Origin of the sequence: Hyphococcus luteus, assembly GCF_002943565.1 — a bacterium.
Lineage (GTDB): Bacteria > Pseudomonadota > Alphaproteobacteria > Caulobacterales > Parvularculaceae > Hyphococcus > Hyphococcus luteus.
The window spans coordinates 40,630-66,131 of sequence record NZ_PJCH01000015.1; the positions used below are offsets into that span (position 1 = coordinate 40,630).

At 59.9% G+C, this 25,502-nt stretch carries 26 protein-coding genes; 12 read left to right on the forward strand and 14 right to left on the reverse strand.

Annotated features, from left to right (window positions below; all coding sequences use genetic code 11):
* Position 1 precedes the first annotated feature (1 nt).
* From CW354_RS16380 to CW354_RS23525, 5 genes are all read right to left on the reverse strand, one after another.
* Entirely contained in the window at positions 2-1,225 is a 1,224-nt protein-coding gene (locus CW354_RS16380) for an ABC transporter permease (protein WP_104831177.1), read from the reverse strand.
* Complete coding sequence (locus tag CW354_RS16385) at positions 1,225-2,445, reverse strand: ABC transporter permease (RefSeq protein WP_104831178.1); 1,221 nt, start codon at positions 2,443-2,445, stop codon at positions 1,225-1,227. Before CW354_RS16385 ends, CW354_RS16380 begins: the two co-directional genes overlap by 1 nt.
* Positions 2,446-2,448: 3 nt before the next feature.
* Positions 2,449-3,198 carry an outer membrane lipoprotein-sorting protein gene (locus CW354_RS16390; RefSeq protein WP_104831179.1) on the reverse strand — a complete coding sequence of 250 codons (750 nt, stop codon included), beginning with the start codon at positions 3,196-3,198 and terminating at the stop codon, positions 2,449-2,451.
* 5 nt (positions 3,199-3,203) lie between these two features.
* On the reverse strand, positions 3,204-3,815 hold the full coding sequence (locus tag CW354_RS16395) for a TetR/AcrR family transcriptional regulator (protein ID WP_104831180.1): 612 nt from the start codon (positions 3,813-3,815) through the stop codon (positions 3,204-3,206).
* Between the two features lie 337 nt (positions 3,816-4,152).
* Positions 4,153-4,314 carry a hypothetical protein gene (locus CW354_RS23525; RefSeq protein ID WP_165793778.1) on the reverse strand — a complete coding sequence of 54 codons (162 nt, stop codon included), beginning with the start codon at positions 4,312-4,314 and terminating at the stop codon, positions 4,153-4,155.
* Positions 4,315-4,570: 256 nt separating this feature from the next.
* Here CW354_RS23525 and CW354_RS16400 point away from each other — a divergent pair, with 256 nt between their 5' ends.
* From CW354_RS16400 to hypE, 11 genes are read left to right on the forward strand one after another with little or no spacing between them, the layout of a single operon-like run.
* Complete coding sequence (locus CW354_RS16400; protein WP_207764861.1) at positions 4,571-5,740, forward strand: 4Fe-4S dicluster domain-containing protein; 1,170 nt, start codon at positions 4,571-4,573, stop codon at positions 5,738-5,740.
* Positions 5,727-6,203, forward strand: a complete 477-nt coding sequence (locus CW354_RS16405) for a cyclic nucleotide-binding domain-containing protein (protein ID WP_104831181.1) — start codon at positions 5,727-5,729, stop codon at positions 6,201-6,203. The genes CW354_RS16400 and CW354_RS16405 overlap by 14 nt, the downstream gene beginning before the upstream one ends.
* On the forward strand, positions 6,200-7,045 hold the full coding sequence (locus CW354_RS16410) for an FAD/NAD(P)-binding protein (protein ID WP_207764862.1): 846 nt from the start codon (positions 6,200-6,202) through the stop codon (positions 7,043-7,045). Before CW354_RS16405 ends, CW354_RS16410 begins: the two co-directional genes overlap by 4 nt.
* Positions 7,046-7,049: 4 nt before the next feature.
* Positions 7,050-7,835: an NADH-quinone oxidoreductase subunit B family protein gene (locus CW354_RS16415; RefSeq protein WP_104831183.1), complete on the forward strand. Its 786-nt coding sequence runs from the start codon at positions 7,050-7,052 to the stop codon at positions 7,833-7,835.
* Positions 7,810-9,120, forward strand: a complete 1,311-nt coding sequence (locus CW354_RS16420; RefSeq protein ID WP_104831184.1) for a Ni/Fe hydrogenase subunit alpha — start codon at positions 7,810-7,812, stop codon at positions 9,118-9,120. Before CW354_RS16415 ends, CW354_RS16420 begins: the two co-directional genes overlap by 26 nt.
* Positions 9,117-9,566, forward strand: a complete 450-nt coding sequence (locus CW354_RS16425) for a hydrogenase maturation protease (RefSeq protein WP_104831185.1) — start codon at positions 9,117-9,119, stop codon at positions 9,564-9,566. Before CW354_RS16420 ends, CW354_RS16425 begins: the two co-directional genes overlap by 4 nt.
* Before the next feature lie 14 nt (positions 9,567-9,580).
* Complete coding sequence (locus CW354_RS16430; protein ID WP_104831186.1) at positions 9,581-9,844, forward strand: hydrogenase maturation nickel metallochaperone HypA/HybF; 264 nt, start codon at positions 9,581-9,583, stop codon at positions 9,842-9,844.
* Positions 9,845-12,151 carry a carbamoyltransferase HypF gene (gene hypF, locus CW354_RS16435; protein ID WP_207764864.1) on the forward strand — a complete coding sequence of 769 codons (2,307 nt, stop codon included), beginning with the start codon at positions 9,845-9,847 and terminating at the stop codon, positions 12,149-12,151. It begins immediately after the preceding gene.
* The gene (locus CW354_RS16440; RefSeq protein ID WP_104831187.1) at positions 12,142-12,384 is read left to right on the forward strand and encodes a HypC/HybG/HupF family hydrogenase formation chaperone; all 243 of its coding nucleotides are present in this window, start codon (positions 12,142-12,144) and stop codon (positions 12,382-12,384) included. Before hypF ends, CW354_RS16440 begins: the two co-directional genes overlap by 10 nt.
* Before the next feature lie 4 nt (positions 12,385-12,388).
* Entirely contained in the window at positions 12,389-13,492 is a 1,104-nt protein-coding gene (hypD, locus tag CW354_RS16445; protein ID WP_104831188.1) for a hydrogenase formation protein HypD, read from the forward strand.
* On the forward strand, positions 13,482-14,531 hold the full coding sequence (hypE, locus tag CW354_RS16450) for a hydrogenase expression/formation protein HypE (RefSeq protein WP_104831189.1): 1,050 nt from the start codon (positions 13,482-13,484) through the stop codon (positions 14,529-14,531). The genes hypD and hypE overlap by 11 nt, the downstream gene beginning before the upstream one ends.
* 12 nt (positions 14,532-14,543) lie before the next feature.
* On the opposite strand, the gene galT is transcribed toward hypE, so the two are convergent.
* The 4 genes from galT to CW354_RS16470 all read right to left on the reverse strand — a co-directional run bounded on the left by galT (position 14,544) and on the right by CW354_RS16470 (position 19,186).
* Positions 14,544-15,545 (reverse strand): galactose-1-phosphate uridylyltransferase, encoded by a 1,002-nt coding sequence (gene galT / locus CW354_RS16455; RefSeq protein ID WP_165793779.1) that lies wholly within the window; start codon positions 15,543-15,545, stop codon positions 14,544-14,546.
* A gap of 97 nt (positions 15,546-15,642) precedes the next feature.
* Positions 15,643-16,857: a glycosyltransferase gene (locus CW354_RS16460; protein WP_207764865.1), complete on the reverse strand. Its 1,215-nt coding sequence runs from the start codon at positions 16,855-16,857 to the stop codon at positions 15,643-15,645.
* 643 nt (positions 16,858-17,500) lie between these two features.
* Positions 17,501-18,124, reverse strand: a complete 624-nt coding sequence (locus tag CW354_RS16465) for a bifunctional 4-hydroxy-2-oxoglutarate aldolase/2-dehydro-3-deoxy-phosphogluconate aldolase (protein ID WP_207764866.1) — start codon at positions 18,122-18,124, stop codon at positions 17,501-17,503.
* A 33-nt stretch (positions 18,125-18,157) separates the two neighbouring features.
* Entirely contained in the window at positions 18,158-19,186 is a 1,029-nt protein-coding gene (locus CW354_RS16470; protein WP_104831192.1) for a sugar kinase, read from the reverse strand.
* A gap of 70 nt (positions 19,187-19,256) precedes the next feature.
* Here CW354_RS16470 and CW354_RS24130 point away from each other — a divergent pair, with 70 nt between their 5' ends.
* Complete coding sequence (locus tag CW354_RS24130; protein ID WP_165793780.1) at positions 19,257-19,493, forward strand: alanine racemase; 237 nt, start codon at positions 19,257-19,259, stop codon at positions 19,491-19,493.
* A gap of 299 nt (positions 19,494-19,792) precedes the next feature.
* Here CW354_RS24130 and CW354_RS16475 read toward each other — a convergent pair whose 3' ends face one another.
* The 5 genes from CW354_RS16475 to CW354_RS16495 form a co-directional block, all read right to left on the reverse strand.
* Complete coding sequence (locus tag CW354_RS16475) at positions 19,793-21,022, reverse strand: acetyl-CoA acetyltransferase (protein WP_104831784.1); 1,230 nt, start codon at positions 21,020-21,022, stop codon at positions 19,793-19,795.
* An 87-nt stretch (positions 21,023-21,109) separates the two neighbouring features.
* Positions 21,110-21,478, reverse strand: coding sequence for a nuclear transport factor 2 family protein (locus CW354_RS16480; RefSeq protein WP_165793781.1), 369 nt, complete (start codon positions 21,476-21,478; stop codon positions 21,110-21,112).
* 28 nt (positions 21,479-21,506) lie between these two features.
* Positions 21,507-21,923, reverse strand: coding sequence for a nuclear transport factor 2 family protein (locus CW354_RS16485; protein ID WP_104831194.1), 417 nt, complete (start codon positions 21,921-21,923; stop codon positions 21,507-21,509).
* Positions 21,924-21,955: 32 nt separating this feature from the next.
* On the reverse strand, positions 21,956-22,780 hold the full coding sequence (locus CW354_RS16490) for a nuclear transport factor 2 family protein (RefSeq protein ID WP_165793782.1): 825 nt from the start codon (positions 22,778-22,780) through the stop codon (positions 21,956-21,958).
* Between the two features lie 201 nt (positions 22,781-22,981).
* Entirely contained in the window at positions 22,982-25,291 is a 2,310-nt protein-coding gene (locus CW354_RS16495) for a TonB-dependent receptor (RefSeq protein WP_165793783.1), read from the reverse strand.
* Positions 25,292-25,502: the final 211 nt, after the last annotated feature.

The window sequence follows — 25,502 nt, forward strand, 5'->3', positions numbered from 1 at the left end:
GTTACGCGCGCGCCATCGCCATGACAGGGCTGACATGCGCCGCGCGCCAGGCCGGCCATAGCGAGGCGCAAACCCCGAGCGCCCAGATGATGAAGCTGTACCGGACAAAATCGCTTATATCGATCGAGAGATATAGCACCCGTCCGGCGCCGACGAGCTCCGCGCCGCGCCCGAGAAAACCGAGGTCCAGTCCGCCCGGAAAAGCCATGACGCTGAGCACGGCGAACGCGGCGCCAATGACGACGCCGATGCCGATCAACATGGTCGATTCAAGCGCGACTTCCATCAGTACAAGCCGCGGGCGCATGCCGAGCGCCTGAAACAGGCCGAATTCGCGCGTTCTTTCAAAGACGGCCATCAATTGCGTGTTGACGATGCCGATGGCCATCATGGCAAACATCACCCCAAGCCACATCATGATGAATTCGTTGAAAAACGTGCTGACCGCGTAAGCGAGCGGCTTCAGCGTCTCCCACGACTGGACGTCGAGCGCCGGCGCCGCCGCCCTGAGCTTGTCGACAAGCGACGGCAACGCCTCAGCATCCGAGGAGTCGAACACGATTTCGGATATGCCGCTTCCCGCGCCGATGAGCTTTTGCGCCGGATCGAGCCCGGTGAAGACAAATTCGTCCTCGATCTGTTGTGACGCGGCGTAGACGCCGACGACTTTGAAGGCGCGCTCGGCGAGCTCGCCCTTCGTATCCTGAACGAGCACCACGACGCGCTTGCCGACGCGGGTCTTAAGGCGGCTCGCGAGATTGCGGCCGATGACGATCCCGTCGTCTTCGGCGTTTTCGAGATAGCGGCCTTTCGAAACCTTGTCGGGCAGGACGGACACCGCGCGCTCTTTCGCCGGCGCAACGCCCGTCAGCGTGATCGGCAGCGTCCGGTATTCGCTTTGCATGATCGCCGCGACACGCACGCGCTCCGCATAGGCTTTGACGGCGTCCGATTTTAGAATATCGGCGAGCGCGCCTTCAAGCGGCGCCATCCGGTTGGCGATGGTCGGATCGTCGAGATAGCCGGCGGCGTGGATCTGGCCCTCGCCGGTCATCATCTTCTGGGTCGTGTCGCGGCTGCTCGCGGACCAGGCTTCGAGCAGGACGGCGAAGACGAGGATCGACCACAACCCGACGCTGACGACCAGCACAGTGATAATCGTGCGCCGCGGATTGCGCCAGAGACTGCGCCATGCGAGCGGCAGAAGGAGTTCAAGTTTCTCCATCAGGCGGCCCTCATCGCTGAAACCGGTTCAAGCCGGCGCACCCGCGCATAGGGAACGAGTCCGGCGAGGCCGATCGAACAGGCGATCGCCAGCGGGCCGGCGAGCGCCGTCGTCCAGTTGAGATCGGGATAAAGGGTCGACGGCATGTTCCATTGGCTGAAAAGCGCCTCGGCGCCGGAAAAGACGAGGCCGCGCCCCTCGACCCAGGCGGTGATCCCCGCCCCGAACGCTATGCCGAGCCCCGCCCCTATGCCGGCGAGAAACAATAGCTCCAGCCAGACCATGGCGCCGATCTCGGAAGGCCGCATGCCGATCGCCATCAGCATGCCGAATTCGCGCGTCCGCTCGAGCACGGACATAAGGAGCGTGTTGAGAATGATGAAAACGACGACGACGACGAGGCTCACATAGAGGAGCACGGAAAAACTGGCGTCGAGCATGATGACGTCGTGGAGCGCCGGCTCGAGCTCGGTCCAGTTGCGGAGGACGAGCCCCTCTTCTTCGGCGATTGTGCGCAGCTCCGGTAGCGCGTTCTGGATATCCGCAAGCCGGCGCCCTTTCACCGCGATCATATTCGCCTCGCCCTCCATCGCGAAAATCGACTGGAAGCGCGAAATCGGGGTTTCGATCACCTGCCGGTCGATTTCCGGCGCGCCCGTCGCGAACACGCCGACGACGGTCACGATATCGGCGGCGACCGACCCGTCGCGGGCCGCGCCCAGCATGGTCAGTTCGTCGCCGACCTTCAGTTTCAGGTTTCGCGCAAGACCGGCGCCGATCACCGTCACGCCGTCGTCGCCGGGTTTGAGATACCGTCCCTCCTTGATCGATGCGTCGAGGGTTGAGACCTTTGTCTCTATAGACGGATCGACGCCGATGACGGCGCTTCCATAACTGCGCGGCCCGTTGGAGAGAATGACGTAAGTCAACGCGCGCGGCGCAGCGGCGGTGACCGCCTCCAGCGTCTCAAGGCGCGCGGCCAGCGCGTCCGGCTCGTCGATCGCCTTTCTGAGGGAGGGGTCGTCCGCATAGCCTTCGGGCTGAACCTGCGCGAAGCCGTCAAGAAGACTGAGCACATTCTCTTTCATCGCGCTGTAGCTTCCCTGCTGCAATGCGAGGAGAAATATCGTGATGGCGCTTGCAAGCACGATCGATATGAGGCTCAGCGCCGTTCGACGCGGCTGACGCCAGATGTTTCTCCATGCCAGCGCAAAGAGCATCAGTCAGCGCCTCGGATTCTGGAGGTTCGACAAGGTGAACAGATATGACGGCAAGTCGATATTGAAATCGGCGGAAGACGTTTCAATGCGCGTCCATTTTTCCGGCTCATCCGCAGGCCGCATGACCATGACGAGAGGATAGTCGCGCCCGCCAACCTCGCCGACCTTCTCCGTCGTCATTTCACGAACGACTTTCATGTCCTGATCGTAATAAGTCTCGGCGAGCATCACGCCGTCTTCGCGCACCTTGACGACGAGCTTTCCCCAGACGACCGGCGCATCGGGTTTTGGGATCGCCTCGATTGTGTAGATCTTGTCGCCGCCGGTTTCTTCGGTTTTGACGAGCTTATGCGTGTATTCGGTCAGAATGTCGTCGGCTTTGGAGAGATCGTTGTAGGAAAAATCAGAGCCCATCCAGCTCTGCGCCAGCATGCTGGCGGGCAGCTTGATCACCTGATTGAGCTTGGGATTGTAGATCCATGTCCCCTTATCGGTTTTCAGCGTGGCGTTGCCGGCGTCTTTCGCCGGCGCAGTGAAGCGCACCAGCGCGAAATCGTCGCCTTGCGTCCAGGCCTTCATGCTCATCGACCGTTCCCAGTCGGGCCGGTGAACGGTCATGGTGACCTCACTGTCCGAACTCTTTGCGCGCCAGTTGTCGAAGGCGGCGCGCAACAGTGCGTCGGCGTCGGCCTCCTGCGCGCGAACCGCGGTGGAGAAAAGGGACAATATGCAGATGAAAGCAAGAATGCGCATGGCGTTTATCCTTTCGCTGCAGCAAGGCCTTCGAAAAGGGAGCTTAGAAAGCGCTCGACATATCGACGCGGGTCGAAGCTCCGGTCGAGCCAGTATTGGAGAAAGAGCCCGTCGATCGCGCCGACCAGCATGGCCGCCACCGCTTCGGCGTCGACCTCTCGTCTGATTTCTCCGGCTTTCTGGCCGGAGTCGATGATCGCCGTCACTTCGGCCCGGTAAGCGACATATAGCTCGCGCATCACCGCCGAGAAGCGCTCGCGCGTGCCGGCCTTCGCGGCCGCGGCCCAGACTTCGAGCGTGACCGGATAAAGCGCAATGTGGTCGATCAGCGCATTCACGGAAGTTTCGGCGAAGGCGAAAAGCCGGGCGTAAGCGCTCGTCTCCTCTTCCATACGCTGGGCGCCGTCGCCCACCAGCGAGCCGAGGAACCATTCGAAGACCCCGTAAAAGAGGTCCTCCTTGTTTTTGAAATAATCGTAGAGCGACCCTTTGCTGACGCCCGCCGCAGCGGCGACGTCGTCCATGGAGGTGGCGTCGTAACCGGCCTCAGCGAAGCAACTGGACGCGGCTTCGAGGATCTGAATGCGTTTGGCTTCCCGATCGACGACGCGGGCCATGGCGCAACCTCAATAATGACCGACTGGTCGGTCATTATTGAGCATGGATGGCGGAAAATCAATGACCGTCCCGGCCGAAAACGACATTCCGGCGTATGCGCGGCGCATTCCGCCGAGATGTTCGATTCTCCTAACGCCCGGCAGCGCCCAGCCCAGCGCATAGGAGCCCCCTGGGCGAGGGCCCTAACTAGATTGTGGGAACGGAAAAGCTTTCGGGCGACGCGTCCAGGTTCAGGGCAGCCTAGCGAAAAATTATGGCGAGGAATGCTGGGGCCAAGAACAAGGCTTTACGGGCATGAGTTCGCATTGTGTCGAAGACAAGACACTCCGTGTGCGATTATTTCACACGCCGCCACAATAGATAAGCAAGGCCGATAATAATCGGCGCCAGCCCAAGAAGGATGAGATCGCCCGGATGATGGTGCGGCGTCGAGTCGAAATGCGCCGCCGCGCTTGAGCAATTTGCAAGAATGACAAACAGAACAGTCAGGCGTCTCATGGTTTTTTTTCGCTCACGCGCTATAAAGGAGAGATCGACTGATCGAATGCGACGGTGCGCCTGCGCGATACGCGCTTTATATTGCACTTAGTCGGCGCGACGCAATGCGCGCCCGGAGGCGAATAAGCGCACCCCCGCGAGGCCGACGCCCTGCTTTCAGCGCCTTATGCGGGTTTGCGAACGTGTTTTCAATTTTGCCCTTTACACTGGACCGGCGAACCGCGACATTTCATAGAGCCGACAGATCAATCCAGGCATGACACAGACGATGCTCTCCGCAGACCAGGTCAAGCCAGGCGCCCAGGCTGTTCTTTCCCGGGCGGATTTCGATCACCTCATCACCGTGCTGCAGGCGGAAGGCTATGACGTGATCGGCCCCACAGTCGACAACGGCGCCGTCGTCTATCAGGAAATCGATAATGCGGGCGCGCTTCCCGAAGGCGTCGCAAGCCGTCAGGCCGCCGGGCGCTATCGTCTTGAGAAACGCGCCGACAACGCCCTGTTCGGCTATATCGCCGGGGCGCAATCCTGGCGGCCCTATCTTTTCCAGCCAAGCCGCACGGTGTGGCGGGCGGAAAAATCCGGCGACGAGCTTTCCTTTACGGAGCCCGAAGAGCCTGCGCCCAAAATGGCGTTTCTCGGCATGCGCGCCTGCGAGCTTGCCGCGATCGAACTACAGGACCGCGTCTTCATGAACGGCGATGCGCCGGACCCCGATTACGCCGCACGCCGGTCGGGGGCGCTCTTTATCGCGGTGAATTGCGGCGAAGCCGGCGAGACCTGTTTTTGCGTCTCCATGGATACAGGGCCCAAAGTGACCCGCGGTCACGATCTCGTCCTGACGGAGCTCATTGCGCCTGACGCGCATGATTTTCTCGTGGAGATCGAAACCGAGGCCGGCGCCGAGATCGCACGCAAGCTGCCCTTGCGCGCGGCTGAGCCGCAGGAGGTCGGGCGCGCCGACGCCATCCTCGCCGAAACGGCGCAGTCCATGGGGCGCGCGCTCGACACGAACGGGCTGAAAGAGATCCTGCAAGACAATCAGGACGCGCCGCAATGGGGCGACGTCGCCGAGCGGTGCCTTTCCTGTGCAAATTGCACCCTCGTCTGTCCGACCTGTTTTTGCAACACCACAGAGGATGTGACCGCCCTCGACGGCGAAAGCGCCGAACGCCGACAGCGCTGGGCGTCATGCTTCAATCTCGATTTTTCCTATCTCCATGGCGGTCCAGTCCGGCCTTCCGTCGAGGCGCGCTATCGCCAATGGATGACCCACAAGCTCGCCCATTGGATCGATCAGTTCGGCGACAGCGGCTGCGTCGGCTGCGGGCGCTGCATTTCCTGGTGCCCCGCATCCATCGACATCACGGAAGAAGCGGCCGCATTGCGCCGTCATGCGGAAGAGGCTGACAATGGTGAAAATTAAGCCGCTTGAAGACATAATTCGATCCCACGCCTTCTTCGACGGCCTGACGCCCGACATCTCGTCGCTGATCGCTGGCTGCGCGCGCAATGTGCGTTTCAAGGCCGGCGAGATGATCTACCGGCTCGGCGATGCGGCGGATACGTTCTATGTCGTCCGGCACGGCCGGGTCGCCCTGGAAATGCCCGCCGCCGGCAAGGCGCTTTGTGTGGAAACGCTCGATGGCGGCGACATTTTGAATGCGAGCTGGCTCGTGCCGCCTTATACATGCCGGTTCGACGCACGCGCCGTCGACGACACCCGCGCCATCGCTTTCGATGCGGTCTGCCTTCGCCAGAAATGCGACGCCGACAGCGCGGTCGGCTATGATCTCATGAAACGCTTCGTTCCGGTCATGGTCGAACGCCTGACGCACGCGCGCATTCAAGCGATGGACCTTTACGCCGGCGGGAGCACGGCGCAGTGACCGCTGTCAGCGCGCAGACAGACCCTTACCGCCCTCAGGTCTGGCGTATCGTTGAAAAGCAGATGGAGACCGCGGACACGGCGACCTTAGCCCTTGAGCCGAAAGACCGGGCGAACGCCATGCCTTTCGAGCCCGGTCAGTTCAACATGCTGTACGCTTTCGGCGGCGGCGAGGTCCCGATCAGCATCAGCGGCGATCCGAGAGAAACGGGACGGATCATTCACACGATCCGCGCCGTCGGATCGGTGACGCGCCCGCTTATCGCGCATGAACGCGGCGCCCTTGTCGGTCTGCGCGGCCCTTTCGGCGCCGGCTGGCCGGTCGAAGCCGCGCGCGGCAAGGATCTTCTCATCATCGCCGGCGGCCTTGGCCTTGCCCCCTTGCGTCCCGCCATTCTCGACGCGCTTCACCGGCGCAGCGCCTTTCAGCGCATCGTCATCCTTTATGGCGCCAAAGATCCGGACAGCCTTCTCTTTCTCGGCGACATCGCCGATTGGCGCGGGCGCCCCGACGTCGGCTTCGACGTGACCGTCGACCGCGCCGGACAGGACTGGCACGGCAATATCGGGGTTATCCTGCGCCTCATTAAAGCCGCGCATTTCGATCCGGCAAACGCCGTCGCTTTCATTTGCGGCCCGGAGGTCATGATGCGCCTCGCCGCCGACGAACTCATGGCGAGGGACCTGCCGCAGGACTCGATTTATGTGTCGCTAGAACGCAATATGAAATGCGCGTTCGCCCGTTGCGGTCACTGCCAGTTCGGTCCGCATTTCGTCTGCAAGGACGGACCGGTGTTCCGGCTCGACCGCATACGCGCCCTATTGCAAACGCCGGAGATCTGATCTTATGGCGAAACCGAAACTCGCAGTCTGGAAATTCGCGTCCTGCGACGGCTGCCAGCTTTCGATCCTCGATCTCGAAGACGAGCTTCTGGCGCTCGCCGAGACGGTCGAGATCGCCTATTTCCTCGAAGCCTCGAGCAAGACCGTTGCGGGACCCTATGACTTGTCGCTGGTGGAAGGATCGATCACCACGCCCCATGACGCCGAGCGCATACAGGACGTGCGCCGGCAGTCGCACAAGCTGGTGACGATCGGCGCCTGCGCCACCGCCGGCGGCATCCAGGCGCTTCGGAATTTCGCCGACGTCAAGGAATTCACCAAAGCGGTCTATGCGCGCCCCGATTACATCAAGACGCTCGAAACCTCGACGCCCATCGAAGATCACGTCACGGTGGATTTCAATCTGCGCGGCTGTCCGGTCGATAAAAAGCAATTGCTTGAGGTCGTCAGCGCCATGACCTTCGGGCGCAAGCCGATGATCGCCGCCGACAGCGTGTGCGGCGAGTGCAAGGCGCGCGGATCGGTCTGCGTCGCCGTCGCCGAGGGAACGCCCTGCCTCGGTCCGGTGACCCACGCCGGCTGCGGCGCGATCTGCCCGGCCTATGGGCGCGGCTGTTATGGCTGTTTCGGCCCCAGCGACGCCGCCAACATGCCGGCGACCGCGCGCCTGCTTCAGGCCCAAGGCTTGTCAGAAGATGAGATTGTTCGCATTTTGCGGACATTCAACGCCTACGCGCCCGCCTTCCGGGAAGAGAGCGAAAAACATGACGCGCCGAACGATCAATGTTGAATATCTCGCCCGCGTCGAAGGCGAAGGCGCGCTGAACGCCACCATAAGGGACGGCGTCGTCGAACAGGTCGAACTGAATATTTTCGAACCGCCGCGCTTTTTCGAGGCTTTTCTAAGAGGCCGCGATTTTCGCGAAGCGCCGGACATCACTGCGCGCATTTGCGGGATCTGCCCCGTCGCCTATCAGATGAGCGCAGTTCATGCGATGGAGGCGGCGTGCGGCGGCGCCCTTCCGGACCCGCTGCACGTCCTGCGGCGTCTCCTCTATTGCGGCGAATGGATCGAAAGTCATGTGCTGCATATTTTCATGCTGCATGCGCCGGATTTTCTCGGCTGCCACGGCGTTGTCGAGATGGCGAAGACCCATGGCGATCTCGTGCGCCGCGCGCTGCGCATGAAAAAGGCGGGCAACGCCATTGTGGCGACGGTTGGCGGGCGCGAGGTGCATCCCGTCAATGTGCGGGTCGGCGGGTTTTATCGCGCGCCCAGACGCGCCGACCTCCTGAAGCTGCGGGACGAGCTTCAATGGGCGCGGGACGCCGCGATTGAAACGCTGAACTGGGCCGCCGGCCTGCCCTATCCCGATTATGAACGCGACTATCTTCTGGTCGCGCTGCGCAATCCTTCGCATTATCCGATGAATGAAGGGCGCATCGTCTCAAGCGCCGGTCTCGACATTCCGTATGACGATTTCGAGAATCATTTCCAGGAAATCCATGTGCCGCATTCGACGGCGCTGCACGGCCGCACGAAACAAGGCCGCTCTTATCTTGTGGGTCCGCTGGCGCGCTTTGCGCTCAACCATGACCGCCTCTCTCCCGAGATTGTCGCGCTGGCGGAAAAGGCCGGTCTCACGCCGTCCTGCCGCAATCCCTATAAGAGCCTGATCGCCCGCGCGGTCGAGGTGCTGTTCGCCTTCGACTTGGCGCTTGAAATCATCGACGGCTACCGGGAGCCGGACGCACCCGCTATCGATGTCGAACCGCGAGAGGCGAACGGGCGATGGGCCACGGAGGCGCCGCGGGGTCTGCTTTATCACCGCTATGAAATCGGCGACGACGGATTGATCAAGGAAGCCCGCATCGTTCCGCCGACCTCGCAGAACCAGCCGAGCATCGAAAAAGACGTCCGCGGCGTGATCGAAGCCAATCTCGACATGGCCGACGACGTCCTTCAGCACCGCTGCGAACAAACCATCCGTAATTACGATCCGTGCATTTCCTGCTCTACGCACTTTCTAAAACTCAATATCGAGCGCCTGACAGGCGACGAGGCGCAAGCATGAAGGGCCTTGTGATTGGCGTCGGCAATGCCGACCGGGGCGATGACGCGGCCGGCCCCGTCACCGCCGAAGCGGTCGCCGCCGCAGCGCCGCAGCTCGACGTGATGCTCTGCCGCGGCGATCCGGCGGAATTGATCGACGCCTTCTCTGGGCGGCGCCGGATCGTCATCATTGACGCCTGCGCAAGCGGCGGCGCTCCCGGACAGGTGCAACGCTTCGAGGCGCATAGATCGCCCCTTCCCGCCTGTTTCGGCGAAATCTCCACCCACGGCGTCGATCTTGGCGCCACGATCGAGATGGCGCGGGCGCTCTCCGGCTTGCCGGATAGGTTGATTGTCTACGGAATAGAAGCGGGCAGCGCCGAGCCCGGCGCGGCGCTGACGCCGTCCGTCGCGGAAGCGAGCCGCCGCCTCGTCACGCAAATCCTCGATGAATTCAGCCGGGAGTAGAGGAAAACCATCTCATGCATGAAGCCTCTTTGATGAAGAGCCTGATGGCGAAAATCCTGGACGTCGCGGAAAAGGAAGGCGCAAAGCGCATCACAGCCGTTGAGGTCTGGCTCGGCGCGCTGTCGCATATGACGCCCGGCCATTTCCGCGAACATTTCAACGTCGCCGCCAAAGGGTCCATCGCTGAAGGTGCAGAACTGGCCACGGAAGTGTCGGAGGATATTGACGACCCGAATGCGGAAACCATTCTTTTGAAAAGCATCGAAACCGAAGAGTGAATGACGCAGATTTTGACGCAGCCTGAAGAAGTGACGCGCCTGCGCCTTGTCGTGCAGGGCGTCGTGCAGGGCGTCGGATTTCGCCCCTTCGTCAGCCGGCTTGCGCATGATCTCTCCCTCGCCGGACATGTCTATAATTCAAGCGAGGGCGTCTCGATCGAAATCGAGGGACCTCGTGACAACGTCGGCGCGTTCGTGCGGCGCCTGCGCGAAACGCCGCCGCCCAGCGCCGAAATAGACGCGGTCCGCCTTTCTTCGATTCCTGTTCACGGCGATGTTTCCTTCAAGGTCCGGCGAAATTGCAGCGATCAATCGCTTACGACCCGCGCCCCGCCGGATATGGCGATCTGCGATGATTGCCTTGAAGAGATAAGGGATCCGTCCAATCGGCGTTACGGTTACCCGTTCACCAACTGCACAAATTGCGGGCCGCGATACAGCATCATCGAAACGATGCCTTACGACCGCGCCGCCACGACCATGCGCGATTTCGATCTGTGTGCGCGCTGTGCCGAAGAGTATAGCTCCCCGCATGACCGGCGGTTTCACGCCGAACCCATCGCCTGTTCCCATTGCGGGCCCGAGATCGCCTTGCTTGATAAAGAGCGCGTCTGTCTGGCGCGCGGCGGCGAAGCGTTGGACCATGCCGCGCGCTTTTTGCGCGAGGGCGCCTGCGTCGCGGTGAAAGGCGTCGGCGGCTTTCATTTGCTGGCGAACGCCTGTGACGAGGCGGCGATCCGCGCCTTGCGCGAAAAGAAAAAACGTCCCGCGAAACCCTTCGCGATCCTCGCCGGCCTCGACGAGGCCCACGCGCTGGCGCATGTCAGTCAGGCTGAAGAAAGGCTCCTCGCCTCCGCCGCCGCGCCGATTGTCCTCGTGACGCCCAAAGCCGATGCGCGCTTCGCGGCCAATCTTGCGCCGAATGCGCCTGAAATCGGAATCTTTTTGCCTTATACGCCGCTGCACCGGCTTTTGTCCGACCGGGCCCAATGTCCGTTCGCCGCGACAAGCGCCAACGGAAGCGGCGAGCCGATCATTTTTGACGAAACCCGGTCCTACGACGCCCTGTCGGAGCTTGCCGACTTCGTTCTGTTTCACAATCGGCGCATTCGCCGCCCCATCGACGACGCCGTCATGCGCGTGATCGACGGCGCGCCGCAAGTCTTGCGCCTGGGGCGCGGCCTCGCTCCCGGCGAGATTAAACTCGGCGGCGCATCCGAAGCGTCCGCCATCTTGGCGCTTGGCGGTCATCTGAAAACCGCACCCGTAATCGTAACCGGAGAACGCGCCATTCTGGGGCCGCATGTAGGCGACCTTGGCTCGCTTGCCATGGACGACGCATTTCACGCCTCAATCGAAGGACTTCAGGATCTCAATGGCGTTAAGCCCGAGATCATCGCCTGCGATCAGCATCCGGACTATGAGACGACGCGCTTCGCAGACGATCTCGGACTTCCCGTCATCCCGGTTCAGCACCATCACGCGCATATCCTCTCCGTCATGGCGGAGCATGGACTCGAACCGCCGGTTCTCGGCGTCGCCTGGGACGGGGCTGGGCTCGGGCCCGACGGAACGATCTGGGGCGGCGAGTTCCTGCATATCGAAGATGGAAGCTGGACGCGCATCGCCCGCCTAGTTCCGTTTCGCCTGCCCGGGGGGGAAAAGGCGATGCGCGAGCCGCGCCGGAGCGCTTTAGGCGCGCTCATGGCCATGAACGCCGATGTGAACCGGATGGCGCCGGCCTTTAACGAAAAAGAATTTTCGCTCCTGCAGCAAATGGTGAAGCAGGGCCTGCACTCGCCGGCAACGTCAAGCGCCGGACGCTTGTTCGATGTCTGCAGCGCCCTGCTTGGATTATGCCTGAACGCGAGCCATGAAGGGGAAGCGGCGATGACGCTGGAGCGCTGCGCCCGCCTCGCCCGCGAGGGAGACTGCCGCCCTTATCCTTTCGATACCGTCAAAAGCGGCGCGCCCGGCCTCCTCGATATTGACTGGCGGCCCATGCTGGACGCGATGATCGGCGATCTTGAAGCACGCCGCCCGGCCCCGGCGATAGCCCGCGCCATCCATGAAACCTTCGCCGCCATGATTGCGGGCGCGGCGACCATCGCCGGGATCAGAACCGTCGCCCTGTCGGGAGGATGTTTTCAAAACCGCCTGTTGACGGAATGCGCGCTGCGGCGCTTACGCGCGCAAGGCTTTCAGGTTTTCATCAATCGCGCCGTCCCGCCCGGCGATGGCGGCCTTGCGCTCGGTCAGGCGCTGTGGGCGCGCGGACAGGCGTTGGAGAGTGCGGCATGTGTTTAGCCATACCGGGACGCGTTCTCGACATCTCAGGCGCCGCTTATTCGCGCAGCGCGCGCGTCGACTTTGGCGGCGTGATCAAGGAGGCAAGCCTCGCTTTAGCGCCGGAGGTGCAAATCGGCGATTACGTCATCGTTCACGCCGGCGTCGCGATCACCCGCCTCGATGAAGAAGCTGCGCAAAGAACGCTCGACGAAATCGCGAACTTAACCGCTCTCGACCAGGCACCGGATTGATTGCATGAGATATGTCGATGAATTCCGCGCTGTAGACAGCGTTCAGCGTCTTGCCGAAGAGATACGGAAGACCACAATTCAACACTGGTCTGTCATGGAAGTATGCGGCGGACAGACCCATGCAATCATGCGCTACGGCCTTCAAGAGCTGCTTCCCGAAGAGATCACGCTGCTGCACGGGCCGGGCTGTCCTGTTTGCGTAACACCGCAATCCTATATCGACAAGGCGATCGAAATCGCTCTTCTCCCCGATGTCGTGTTCTGCACCTTCGGCGACATGCTGCGCGTGCCATCCGGCGACAGCGACCTTGCGCAGGCAAAAGCGCGCGGCGGCGACGTGCGCGTCGTTTATTCGCCGGTCGATGCCGTTGAGGTTGCACGCGTCAATCCAGACAAAGACGTCGTCTTCTTCGCTGTCGGTTTCGAAACGACGGCGCCGGCGAACGCGCTTGCCGTCAGGCGCGCCAAAGACGAAGGCCTGACGAATTTTTCGCTTCTCGTTTCGCAGGTGCTCGTGCCGCCGGCCCTGCTGGCGCTCCTGTCCCAGCCGGACTGCAGGATCGACGCCTTTCTGGCGGCGGGCCATGTCTGCGCCGTCGCCGGGCTCGACGCTTATCATGCGATCGCCGAAAAACATCATACGCCGATTGTTGCGACGGGCTTCGAGCCTGCGGACATTTTACGCGGCGTCCTCCACGCCGTCCGCCAGCTCGAGGCGGGCGAGGCTTTCGTTGAAAACAGCTATGAACGCGCGGTCGCGCAACAGGGAAATAAAACCGCGCAAGCCCTCATGATGGAAATATTCGAGATCGCGCCGAAGGAATGGCGCGGCATGGGAGTCATCCCGGCGAGCGGTCTGGCCTTGAACGCCGCGCACGCCGATTTTGACGCCGAACGCCGTTTCGGCGCCATTGGCGCGGCGCCCCGGCGCGACTGCGGCTGCATCAGCGGGGCGATCCTGCAGGGCGTGAAGCGTCCCCCGGATTGTCCGCGATTTGCAACAAGCTGCACGCCGGACAATCCCATCGGCGTCACCATGGCCTCTATGGAAGGCGCCTGCTCGGCCTATTACCAATATCGCGAAGGAGGCTCCGGCCATGAAAGATGAGCCCGCCGGCCCCCATTGCGCGATCAACGCCGGCGACGGCGCGCTTATTCAACTCGGCCATGGCGGCGGCGGAAGCCTGATGCGCGACCTGATCGGCAAGATCATCGCGCCGGCGATGGACCAGGCGAGCCTCGACATTGAAAGCGACGGCGCGGCGGTTTCGCTCGGCGGACCGGCCGCTTTCACGACGGATTCCTACGTCGTCAGCCCGCTGTTTTTCCCCGGCGGCGATATCGGTTCGCTCGCGGTTAACGGAACCGTCAATGATCTGGCGATGTGCGCGGCCGAGCCGTCTTATTTGAGCGTCTCCTTCATCATCGAAGAAGGACTTTCCATCGAAACCCTGAAACGGGTGGCGCAATCGATCGGCGCAGCGGCGAAAACCGCCGGCGCGCGCATCGCCACTGGCGATACCAAAGTCGTCGAACGCGGCAAAGGCGACGGGCTTTACATCAACACGGCCGGCGTCGGCTCTGTGAAGGCGCCTTTCGCGCCGGGGCCCAGCCGTCTGCGCCCCGGCGACGCCATCATCCTCAGCGGCGACATCGGCCGGCACGGCGTCGCCGTGATGGCCTCGCGCGCGGAACTCGACTTCACCCCGCCTATAAGAAGCGACTGCGCGCCTTTATGGGATCAGGTGCGCGCGCTCATCGATGCAGGCGTCGAATTGCACTGCCTGCGCGATCTGACCCGCGGCGGCCTTGCCGCCGCGCTTGTGGAAATTGCGCAAAGCGCCGGTTGCGAGATTGCCGTCGACGAACCGGAAATCGCGGTCAGCGAGCAAATCAGCAGCGCATGTGAACTTTTGGGGCTTGATCCGATCCATGTCGCCAATGAAGGCCGGTTCATCGCGGTCGTTCCCGCCGAACACGCCGATCTGGCGGTTGCAACGCTTGGATCGGCGAGCGCCGGGCAAGCGCGGCGCATCGGCGAGACGACGCCGGCTCATCAAGGCGGGCGCGCCCTTATTCGCAGCGCTTACGGCGTGAAACGTCAGATCCGCACGCCCAAGGGAGAACAGTTGCCGCGCATTTGCTGACGCCCCTGCCGCCTAAAACCGAACCGAACGCAGCTCTTCAGCATCGTCTTCGGGACATGATGAATTGACCGGCAGGCCGGCCCCCAGTTCAAATCCGCCAAGATGCTGAATAGCGGGAACAATTCTTATATCCCAATGCCGATAGCGGCTGCCGGCGCTGTCCGCCGTCCCTGATTCAATAACGAAATTATACGGGGGATCATCGAGCACAGCATTCAAATGTTGCAGGGCGCGCTTCAGCGCGCCAGCAAGTTCCCGGATTTCCAATTCGGCAAGTTCGGAAAAACACGCCTGATGCCGTCGAGGATAAATCCTTTGTTCGAAAGGACCGGCGGCGGCGAACGGAACGACAATCAGAAAGTTATCGGTCTCCTCCACCACTCTCAGACCGCTTTCCAATTCACGCTGCACTTCTTCGCAAACGACACATTGACGGTGGTTTTCATAGTGGCGGCGCGCCCATGCCGCTGACGCCGAAAGACGCGGCGGGACCATACCGGTCGCGACGATCTGCGAATGAGGGTGGCCGAGCGATGCGCCGGCCCGGCGCCCGTGATTTCGAAAAACAATAACCGCTTTGACGTTTGGCCGCTTCATCAGATCGGCATATCGCCGCAAATAGGTCCGAATAACATCTTCAACCTCTTCAACCGCCAATGCAGACAGATCGGCGTTATGCCGCGCGGTTTCGATAATGACTTCGTGATAACCGCCGCCCGCTATTCTGTCCGGCGCTCCCTCGAACGCCGGCGCCTTGCTAGCGCCAGAAGAAACCATGGGATACTTATTCGCGACAACGCGCGTCCGCCATCCCAAAGAACCGTCCAGCGGGCTTTCCAGAAGGATATCCGTCAGCATATTCTCATTGCCCGGACAAAACGGACATTCCGGATCTAATGCCCGGCCGTCGCCTGTCGAGGCGTGCCCGGAAAACCGCACATGAGGCCGCCGCTTCCTTTCAGGCGCGACAAGAACCCATTCGCCTGTGGTTCTATCCCGTCGGTATTCACTCACTCGTAGCGCCTCACACAAGGGACCCCGCGCCGCGCCGCCCTCTTTCGGAAAGCGCCCGCCCAGATCCCGGCCGCCGCATATTCGTCGAGCGCAAAGGTCAAACGCCGGCGTCTCCCCTCAAGCGAAAATGCGGTTCAAACGCCCCAACGAGATCCAGCCAGTCTTCCGCCAGCCGCGTAAGCAGGAACCGTGAACGCACGGACTGTTTCGCATTCGCGCCGATGCGTTCCCGCAGTTTTTTGTCTTTCAAAAGACGAACAATCCTCTCGGCCGCCTCTTCAACGCTTTCAACAAGAAATCCGTTGACGCCGTCTTCTATCTGACGGCGAATGCCGCCAACGTCTCCGCCGATGACCGGAACGCCTTTCCACATCGCCTCCGTCACCGTTAAGCCGAACCCTTCCCGCAAGGATTTCTGCAACACCACCGCAGCGCGCTGTTGGAGCGCATTCACAAGCGCGGAATCCGGAACCGACAGAATTATGATGCGCTCCTCAGCGCAGTGACATAAGGACTCAAAGACCTCTTGCCCCTCCGGATCGTCGGTCGCCACGTTGCCGATCAGAACCAACGTCGCGTCAACTTCTTTCCGGGCGATTTTAAAAGCATCGATTACGCCCTGAGGATCTTTCCATTTGTCGAAGCGGGACACCTGAACAACAAGCGGCAGGTCCGTCGGAATGCCGTAATGCGCAAACCGGTCCGCGATTTCGTCCTCGCTCAATTGTTTATTTGTCGTGGAAAAGGGATTGATCGCCGGCATGATAAATCGCTGAGGCGTCGTCAGTTTTTGCGCATATTCAGGCAGAGAAAAAACAACCGCATCATATTTCTCGATGAACGGCGCGAGATATGACCAAAGCTCCTGATTAGGTCTTGTCATATCAACATGACAACGCCATATCCACGGCGCTTTTTTGCGAAAATGCCGGATAAGAGGCAAAGGCTGTGGATCGTGAACGATCACAATGTCATGATCGAGATGCATGCGCATCGCATTTTCGAAAACGACTTCCTCATATATATCTTGTTTTAACTCGCTAAGATTGATGTCCTCTCCTTGCAGCGCGTTGTGCATTTTTTTTGTAACGCTAAAATAGTCAGGGCGCCCCTCGATGACGCGCCATCCGGTTTGGACGCCTGCGGCGTTCATCAGCAATGTCAGTGAAGAGAGAATCTCGGCTACGCCGCCGCCATAATAGGTTGAATTGACATTGACGATATGAACGTCGCTGATCTGCTGCGCTTTCTTTTGTATGCGCTCCACCGCTTCCGCACCGATTAAAGGCTCGTAATCCTCGACAGTGATCAACCGATGCCCCGGACCGGAATGGGACGCTGGGCCGGCTTCATCACGGGATGCGATTGCTGTGCTGTCTTCCATATCGCCTCTGCGCAGTAAAACCGTCTCGCGTTACGCCGCCGCGAGATCAGCAACTTAACGCCTTTTGGGTTAAGAAAGAAGGCTTGGTTTAATATCTTAGGTTGTGAGAATCGGAAATCGTCGGTTAACGGCGAAGCGTCGGGCGGAATTCTTCTTGCATATCCGACCCCATATCTGAGGACGCAAACGCGCTGGAACGCCCCTTAAAACTCAGAAATAGTTGAGCCGACAGTCAAAATGCAAGCAAGCGCTCGCTACGGAAGATGACGAACTTCTTTGCGATATGGTCGAGGGCGAGACAGAGTTTATGCGTTTTCTTCCCCTCCATTTTCCCCTTCAGACATCAAGGCAAAGACGACTTTTGCGCAGATCTATGCACATGTGCGCAAAGTCGCGCACCGGACCGAAGCTCGTAAGGGCGACAGGATGATCCGACGATTGCGCCGCAAGGGACCATGCGGGCACCGAAGCGGCAGCGAGGCTGCTTAGAACAAGCGCGCGGCGACTCAGACGGTAGTTCATCGCCATCCTCTCCCTCCGCCCGCCTCTCGCGCTCGATCGTCTTTGCGCGTCAGCCTTTCGCAATCGCCAGCGCTTCTTTCGCAAGCGCCGTCACCGCCGCATAGTCGCCTTCGTCGATTGCTTTTTGCGACGTCAGCCAGCTGCCGCCGCAGGCGATGACGGACGGCAGGGATAGATACTCATTCAGATTGGAAGCGCTGACGCCGCCGGTTGGCATGAAGCGCATGTCGCGAAACACGGATGATAGCGCTTTTAACATCGGCGCGCCGCCGGCCAGTCCCGCCGGAAAAAATTTCACGGCGCGAAGCCCAAAATTCCAAGCGCGCTGAACTTCGGTCGGCGTGTTGACGCCGGGAAAGACCTCCAGTTTCTTCGATTGGCAGTAGCGGACAATATCGTCATTAAGCCCTGGCGAGACGATGAACTCGGCGCCGCGCCTGACGACTTCTTCCGCCTGTTCCGGCGAAAGCACTGTGCCGGCGCCAACGACCGCGCCGGTATCGGCTTTTACAATCGCCTCAAGACACTCCATCGCGGCGTCCGTCCGCAAGACGACTTCGATGATATTGAGTCCGCCCGCCTGCAACGCCTGAACCGTTTTCAGCGCGACATCCGGGTCGTCCGCCTGCACGAGGGGAACGATGGGAGCTTCTTTTAATTGGTCCGCCAGCATATCAACTTCGCATCCTTGTTGCTTCGCCGCATCTTAACGTTGAACCCGCCCGGACGCATCGCCCGACATCAGCTTTTCGACCTCCGCCACACTGACGCGGTTGAAATCGCCAAGGACCGAATGCTTCAGACAGCTCGCTGCGACGGCGAATTCCAGCGATTGCTGACGGTCGGCGTAAGCGTTGAGCCCGTAGATCAAGGCGGACGCAAAACTGTCGCCGCCGCCGACCCGGTCGACAATGTCGGTCATTTCATAGCGGCGGCTGAGCTTGAAGCCGTCCTTGTCCCGGAAACAGGCCGACCATCCGTTATGATCGGCGCTTTTGCTTTCACGCAGCGTAATGGCGATCGCTTCCATATTCGGAAAAAGCTCCAGCACCTTTGCGGACAGGGCCTCGTATTTCTTCGTATCCAGTTCGCCGCTTTCAACCTCGACATCGACCGAAATGCCGAGCGATTTCTGGCAGTCCTCTTCATTGGCGACGCCCACATCGACGAATTTGACGAGTTCGGTCATCACTTCGGGGGCCGACTTTCCATATTTCCAAAGCTTGCCCCGGTAATTGAAATCGCAGGACACCGAGACGCCGGCTTCCTTCGCCGCCTTGACGCATTCAAGACTCAACTCCGCGGCGCCTTGCGTCAGCGCCGGCGTGATCCCTGTGATATGGAGCCATTTCGCGCCCTTGAATATTGCCGGCCAGTCGAAATCGCCGGGTTTGCACTCGGCGATGGAGGAATTGGCGCGGTCATAAATGACTTTCGACGGCCGCTGGTTGGCGCCGGCCTCAAGAAAATAGACGCCGACCCGGTCGCCGCTGCGCCGGATATGGCTTGTATCGACGCCGAAGCTTCTAAGTTCGCGGACCGCACATTCGCCGATATCGTTATCGGGAAGCGCAGAGACGAACCCGGCGTCGAGCCCGTAATTGCACAGCGCCACAGCGACATTCGCTTCGCCGCCGCCAAAAGTCGCTTCGAATTGAGGGGATTGAAAGAAACGCTCATGCCCGGGCGATTTCAATCGGAGCATGATTTCGCCGAACGTCAAATAATCCGCCATAAGGCTTTCTCCAAATACCGCGTAAGGCTGAAGCTTTAGCGCGCCAACCATCCCCCGTCGACGGCGAGGGTTGTCCCGCGCACATAAATCGAGGCGGACAAGCTCGAGCGCATCGCCGCCTTGCAGTCAATGGGCGCGGCCCGTCACGCTTATTCTCGACACTCCTGAAACGGCGCAGGGCCTCGCCGCGAAAGCGAAGGCTCTGGGACAAACGTTCAATGTCCTCATCGATATCGATTGCGGCGCCCATCGCGGCGGCGTTCCAGGCCACGGCCCGGAACGTTTGTTAGAGATCGCGGCGGTATAGAGGCCGGGGAGAGCCTTTCTCTCGCCGGCCTATAACCCATGCGGGCTATTCCTGCGGCGCGGCAAACATGGCGGAAATCGCTGTTATCCGCTGAAGACGCGCGCTGACTTCCCAACGCTCAGCGCAAAAGCGCCAGCCTCGGCCTTCCAGCGTTTTTCGTATTGGAGGAAGACAATAACGCCCCTGACGGCCAAAGTTTTGCCCGGGGCGCATCGTCGCATATGCGGCCCTCGACAATATTGCTGATTTCGCGCCCGCAAAAAAAACCGCTATCGCCGGACCGGAGCTTATCGTGTTCGTCAGACGCCGACCACGAATGAACAGTTGGTCGTGCCAGATCCGCCGACATTATAAGTGGCGACGTTCTTCGCGCCATCGACCTGATAATCGCCGGCTTTGCCAGTCGTTTGTTTTTCCGCATCAAGCAGCATGCGCACGCCGGTCGCGCCGACAGGATGGCCCATCCCGATAAGGCCGCCGGACGGATTGACGGGGATATCTCCGTCAAAAGCGATGCGGCCGTCCTCGACGGCTTTCCAGGCTTCACCCGGCGCAGTGATCCCGAAATGCTCTATGGCCATGTATTCCGTGATGGAAAAACAGTCATGCGTTTCAATTGCGTCAATCTCTTCGGGACCACTGACGCCGGCGCGCGCATAGGCGTCGGCGATAGACTTTCGCACCCACGGGAATATGTAGTCCTGATCGGCGCTTTCCTTCAGCTTGGTTTCCAGCAGCATCGGCGCCGTTGTATGTCCCCAACCCTTGATCCGGGCGATCTCGTCGAGCGCGAGACCGCGCCGCTTTGCGTATTCCGCCGCCTTTTCTTCCGAAGCGAGGAAAATGACAGCCGCCCCGTCAGTAACCTGGCCGCAATCCTGACGGCGCATCATGCCCTCAACGACCGGATTCGCCTCATCGTCGGCGGTAAAGCTCTTTTCCGTGAACGACCAGTTTCGCGCCTGTGAATTCGGGTTGCGGCGGCCATTTTCGAAATTGATTTTCGATATGCCCATCAGGTGATCGTAATCGAGGCCGTAACGGCGCTCATACTCTTCCGCCAAATTCGAAAACATCGCGGGCCAGACATATTTCGCGTCAACGGCCTCCCGGCCCCGCCAAGCTGCAGCGCCCAGATGATCCGCAGCAATATCGCCCGGCACGTTGCGCATCAGTTCAAGTCCTGAGACACAGGCAAGATCATACCGGCCGCTTTCGATATCCGCCATCGCCGCGAGCGCCGCGAGCGAACCGGATGCACAGGCGCCCTCATGACGCGACGCCGGCATGCCGGAAAAACCCTCGTGAACGTGACCGAAATAACCGCCAAGCATCCCCTGCCCCGTGAAGAGCTCCGCAACGAAATTGCCGACATGCCCGACCTCTATTTCATCGGGCTCAAGCGCACAGGCATCCAGCGCGTTCAGCACCGTTTCCGAAAAAAGGTCGAACAGTGTTTTGTTGTCACGCGTCCAGTTTTTCGAAAAATCGGTTTGAAAGCCTCCGAGAATGAATACAGGCTTCGACATGGCGCATCTCCCTAGCCATTGGCTCCAGTCCTGATATGCGGGCGCCGTTTTCAGGACATAGCCCAAATGCCGCATATTACTTTAGCGCTAACCGCGAAGCGGCGCGAGCGGCGTCGGATCGAGATACTCTTCGATCCGCTTTATCTTGCCATCTTCGACCAGGACAACGGCGATCGCCTCCGCCGCCAGTTCTTTTCCGTCCTGCGCGACAATGCGAAGCGTGTGCTGCTGCAAATACCCGCCATCGATTTCAAGCAGGCGCTTATAGTCATATTTCCGCGACCTGGTTTTGTCGACAATATTCGCCGCCACGCGCATATTCTGATCGACTGTCTGCGTGACCCCGTCGTAATTATGCCAAATTCCGGCGTCTTCGTGGAAGCAGGCGCGCGCGGCGTCCAGATCTCCCCGCTCAATACAATCGATAAAGTGGCGCGCCAGTTCAAGCGTCTTCATTTGATCTTCCTCATTGCACATCCAAGCGTCAGGCGCGCCCTATCAAAGCTTTCACCCATTCGGCCTGCGCTTCTCCGGCCTTGTCTTTTTTGACCAAGGCAGGATCCAGATAATCGCGCCAACGGCGAACCTTGCCGTTCTCGAACTCAAACACGCCCATATAGGGCGTTTGAATGCGCCGTCCCCTGGCGTCCACATAATCGTCAACGCCCTCGACCATAACCATATCGCCATTCTCAACGGCGTTCACGATGCGCCAGCGGATTTCCGATTGACCGGCGCCGAACTTTTCAAGAAGGGCGCGCATTTCATCCTTGCCGCGAAGGGGTTGCACGCCAACAAGATAATGATACTCGACGTCCTCATCCACATGATTGAGCACGGCGTCTATATCCTTGCGGCGCCACGCATCGATGATCCCTTCAACCTGCCTGTAGTTCGACATGCTTTGCCATTCTTCGCCCGTCGCCAGTCATGCTACTCGCCGTCGCTGACAAGCTCCTTGAAAGACTGCGGCATCGTTTCGCCGCTGCGGATACGTTCGGCAATCGTCGGATCGAAATAATCGCGCCAGCGGCTGATTTTGCCGTTTTCAAAGCGATAAGCCCCCATATACGGAATCTGGATATGGTGCCCGTCGGCGTCAATAAAGTCCTCGACCCCCTCGACAAGCAAATCGTCGCCGCTTTCTTCGGACCGGACAACGCGCATATTGTTCTCCGTCATTGAATCCCTCAGCTGCCTCAAAAACGCGCCGACCTCCTCGCGTCCTTGCACCGGCGCCTTCCCGGCCAGCGAGTGAAATTCAATATCGTCAGTAAAATAGGTCGTCACCGCATCGACATCGCCTTTGCGCCAGGCGTCGATTACCGACTGATAGATCGCAACGTTCGAAGCCGCGTCATCGCTGTTCGCCGGCTCCGGCGCCGAAACGCCCATTTCGCTCAAAAGCTGATTACGGTCGTAATATTCCCGCCACTCGACGACATGGCCGTTTTTGATATCAAGGACGCCCACGACCGGCACGGAACCAGGCTTGCCGTTGACCGTGAATTCGTCAACGCGCTCCAAAAAAACCGTATTTCCCTTAACGGCGACGGTCCTGAGATTGAGTTCGAGGTGCGTCGCGCCGTTCAACAGCGCGCCGATATGGTCTCTCAGTTTTTCCCGGCCGATGATCGGCTCTTTCATCATCGAATGGAGGGAACCGTCCTCTGCGAAAAGCGCGACAATCCGGTCCGTATCCAGATCATTCCAGGCCGTCACCATTTCATTGGCGACATCGAGCGACGATGAAGACATGTTCGCTTCCTTTTCCGTGTCCGGGTCCGCACATGCGGCAAATGCAAGCGCCAAAATGAACGGAGCGCTGCGGATGCTTTTCCGAATTGCATGAAATCTCATAAAGCCTCGCTTGGCTGAAAGGCGCCAGCCGTTAAAAGGCCAGCCGCTATGATCGCAAACTGCGCCAGCGGCGTCGAAGACGCCGCTGGCTATTGTTAATCAGAACGAATAACCAAGCGAAATGCCCCATGTGCGCGGCGCGCCCAGCGTTGACACTTCATCGCCGAAGAAAGCAACGATATTCGTCCTGTAAAGTTTGTCCGTCAGATTTTTGCCCCAAAGCGAAAGGCTGTAATTCTGGTCCTCCGGCGCATATGTCAGCCGCGCATCGAGCAGGCCATAGGGGTTTTCATGCTGGAAGTTGTCCGGAAGCCAGTAGAGCTTGCCTTGCCGCGCATATGACCCCCGCAAGGTGAGCGCGTCGGGATGACCGAGAAAATCGGTCGTCACTTCCGCCCCGACATTGAACTGATAACCCGGCGTGCGCTGAAGGCGGTTTCCTGTATTGACCAGGCCGTTGGAGTCCACGAAGTCCTTATATTCCGTATCGAGCAGTGTCGCCGCGCCGAACAGGAAGAGATTGTTTGTAACGACAAACTGCATTTCCGTCTCAACCCCGAGGATGCGCGCGTCAGCGGCGTTGTCGGTAATATTGCACAGACAGCCGTCATCGGTTTGCGTGACCTGAAGATCCTTGTAATCGATCAGGAAGCCCGCCGTATTGATGCGGCCGCGCCCGTCGAACAATTCGAGTTTCAAGCCAAGTTCGAAATTTTGCGCCGTCTCGGGATCATAGGCGATCGTCGCCGCCGTTGCGTTAGCCGGCGTATCTTCAAAACCGCCGCCCTTATAGCCCTTGGAATAGGTGAAATAGGCAAGCAGACCGTCCTGCGGCTTCCACTCGATTGTCGCCTGCGGCGTAAGTTCAGATGACTTCGTGCTGTAGGGCACATCCGTGAAATCAGAGATTAACGGCGCTGCAGGAGTCGGATCGGACGGATTATAGCGGTCGCCGGTCGCTGCCGCGCGGCCGGAAGCAACGCCGCTCTTCTTGTCGCGCGACCAACGCACGCCCGCCGACAAATGGATCGTATCGCTCAACTGGAAACCGAGCTGGCCGAAGACCGCCCGGTTGCTGTTTTCGCCATTATTAGTCCAGTTGGACTCTCCGGAAAGAGCGCCGAACGCCGGCACGGGAGAATCGATTTCGTAGAGGAAGCGGTCGACCTTATCGATATCATCTTCCTGAAGGTAGGCGCCGATGATCCAATCAAACGGTCCGCCGTTCTCATTGGAGACAAGGCGAACTTCCTGCGTAAACTGACGGATCTCTTCGTCTTCATTCACCACCGACGCGAAGGCGAGCGGAACCGCTGAGCCGACGATCGGATTGCTCGGTCCAAATCCGGGCTGATTATATAGGCTATACGCCTCGCCTGCCCGGTATGCGGTGATGCTTTTAAAGGTCGCAACCTCGCCAAGCCCCTTTTCAATATCAAGGGTGACGCCGAAAGCCTCCCGGGTGAGCTCCTGCCCACGATCGAAACTCTCCCCGACGAAACGGAACGTGCCAGGCAGGCTGTCGCGAACCCCGAGGCCGCCCGGCAGGGCGGCGTCGACCAGAGCGCGCGCAGCACTCCACGGGCCGGGCGCGGCGGGATCGGTCGGAATAGCGACGCGATGGATGCCGTTGCTGCTGTCGTCCATGTAATCGAAGGAAAGCTTGGTGCGGAAATCCTGAATTGACGACGGCTCCCACAACAACTGCCCTCGAAACTGGATCGAGTCGAGATCGTCGAGGTCCCGCCGGTCTTGAACGTCGCGGTTGTACCCGTCGCGCGTGCGCGACTGAAAGGAAATCCGCGCCGCCAGGCCCGGTGCGATTTCCCCGGTCAAGTGCCCGTTAAACAGGCGCGCGTCGTAATTACCAAATTCCGCATTGAAAGCGCCGCCGAAATCGAACTCCGGCTCGGCCGTGTAGATGCTGATGGCGCCGCCGACAACATTTCGTCCCAAAAGCACGCCTTGCGGACCGCGAATAACCTCAACCCGGTCGACATCGAAGAAGTCAGCGTTGAGAAGACCCGAGCGGCCAATATAAACATCGTCAATAAAGATGCCGACCGACTGGTCGGATGACGGCGCGTCGAGGCGCGTATTGGTGATGCCGCGAATATTGAATTCCTGATCGAGCGGCGAATTTTCCGTATAGCTGAGCGAGCTGATGCTTCGCGCCAGATCGGAATAATTCAGAATACGATCCTTTTCGAGATTATCGCCGGTGACGCCGGTGACGGCAATCGCAGAATCCTGAACTGTCGACTCGCGCCGCTGCGCAGTGACGGTGATCGTATCGAGGCGCCGTTTTCCGTCATCCGCGCCGGCGGCGTCCTGCGCTATTGCAGGCGCTGCAAGGGCGGTCAAGGCGGTTACAAGACTGGTTGAGACAAGCAATTGCTTCAGTTTCATCGGATATTCCTCCCGCAATTCATCCCTCAACCGGAGCTGCAGCGGCCGCCTCAGCCATGGATGGGGCATCTTTTTTATTGGCGGGAACCGTATGGCCGTCTTAGTTAGTTTGTCAATGCAAGTTACTATGATTGTGCAATGCGAAAAATTTTTCCTTTTATATTGGGCTGTTTTTGCAACATGAAATGCGATTACATACTTGCATGATAAT

What these genes read in the sequence shown, in the direction of transcription:
- CW354_RS16380 (WP_104831177.1), bottom strand. Translation starts at nt 1,225, where the DNA reads ATGGAGAAACTTGAACTCCTTCTGCCGCTCGCATGGCGCAGTCTCTGG.
- CW354_RS16385 (WP_104831178.1), bottom strand. Translation starts at nt 2,445, where the DNA reads ATGCTCTTTGCGCTGGCATGGAGAAACATCTGGCGTCAGCCGCGTCGA.
- CW354_RS16390 (WP_104831179.1), bottom strand. Translation starts at nt 3,198, where the DNA reads ATGCGCATTCTTGCTTTCATCTGCATATTGTCCCTTTTCTCCACCGCG.
- CW354_RS16395 (WP_104831180.1), bottom strand. Translation starts at nt 3,815, where the DNA reads ATGGCCCGCGTCGTCGATCGGGAAGCCAAACGCATTCAGATCCTCGAA.
- CW354_RS23525 (WP_165793778.1), bottom strand. Translation starts at nt 4,314, where the DNA reads ATGAGACGCCTGACTGTTCTGTTTGTCATTCTTGCAAATTGCTCAAGC.
- CW354_RS16400 (WP_207764861.1), top strand. Translation starts at nt 4,571, where the DNA reads ATGACACAGACGATGCTCTCCGCAGACCAGGTCAAGCCAGGCGCCCAG.
- CW354_RS16405 (WP_104831181.1), top strand. Translation starts at nt 5,727, where the DNA reads ATGGTGAAAATTAAGCCGCTTGAAGACATAATTCGATCCCACGCCTTC.
- CW354_RS16415 (WP_104831183.1), top strand. Translation starts at nt 7,050, where the DNA reads ATGGCGAAACCGAAACTCGCAGTCTGGAAATTCGCGTCCTGCGACGGC.
- CW354_RS16420 (WP_104831184.1), top strand. Translation starts at nt 7,810, where the DNA reads ATGACGCGCCGAACGATCAATGTTGAATATCTCGCCCGCGTCGAAGGC.
- CW354_RS16425 (WP_104831185.1), top strand. Translation starts at nt 9,117, where the DNA reads ATGAAGGGCCTTGTGATTGGCGTCGGCAATGCCGACCGGGGCGATGAC.
- CW354_RS16430 (WP_104831186.1), top strand. Translation starts at nt 9,581, where the DNA reads ATGCATGAAGCCTCTTTGATGAAGAGCCTGATGGCGAAAATCCTGGAC.
- hypF (WP_207764864.1), top strand. Translation starts at nt 9,845, where the DNA reads ATGACGCAGATTTTGACGCAGCCTGAAGAAGTGACGCGCCTGCGCCTT.
- CW354_RS16440 (WP_104831187.1), top strand. Translation starts at nt 12,142, where the DNA reads ATGTGTTTAGCCATACCGGGACGCGTTCTCGACATCTCAGGCGCCGCT.
- hypD (WP_104831188.1), top strand. Translation starts at nt 12,389, where the DNA reads ATGAGATATGTCGATGAATTCCGCGCTGTAGACAGCGTTCAGCGTCTT.
- hypE (WP_104831189.1), top strand. Translation starts at nt 13,482, where the DNA reads ATGAAAGATGAGCCCGCCGGCCCCCATTGCGCGATCAACGCCGGCGAC.
- CW354_RS16465 (WP_207764866.1), bottom strand. Translation starts at nt 18,124, where the DNA reads ATGCTGGCGGACCAATTAAAAGAAGCTCCCATCGTTCCCCTCGTGCAG.
- CW354_RS16470 (WP_104831192.1), bottom strand. Translation starts at nt 19,186, where the DNA reads ATGGCGGATTATTTGACGTTCGGCGAAATCATGCTCCGATTGAAATCG.
- CW354_RS16475 (WP_104831784.1), bottom strand. Translation starts at nt 21,022, where the DNA reads ATGTCGAAGCCTGTATTCATTCTCGGAGGCTTTCAAACCGATTTTTCG.
- CW354_RS16480 (WP_165793781.1), bottom strand. Translation starts at nt 21,478, where the DNA reads ATGAAGACGCTTGAACTGGCGCGCCACTTTATCGATTGTATTGAGCGG.
- CW354_RS16485 (WP_104831194.1), bottom strand. Translation starts at nt 21,923, where the DNA reads ATGTCGAACTACAGGCAGGTTGAAGGGATCATCGATGCGTGGCGCCGC.
- CW354_RS16490 (WP_165793782.1), bottom strand. Translation starts at nt 22,780, where the DNA reads ATGTCTTCATCGTCGCTCGATGTCGCCAATGAAATGGTGACGGCCTGG.
- CW354_RS16495 (WP_165793783.1), bottom strand. Translation starts at nt 25,291, where the DNA reads ATGAAACTGAAGCAATTGCTTGTCTCAACCAGTCTTGTAACCGCCTTG.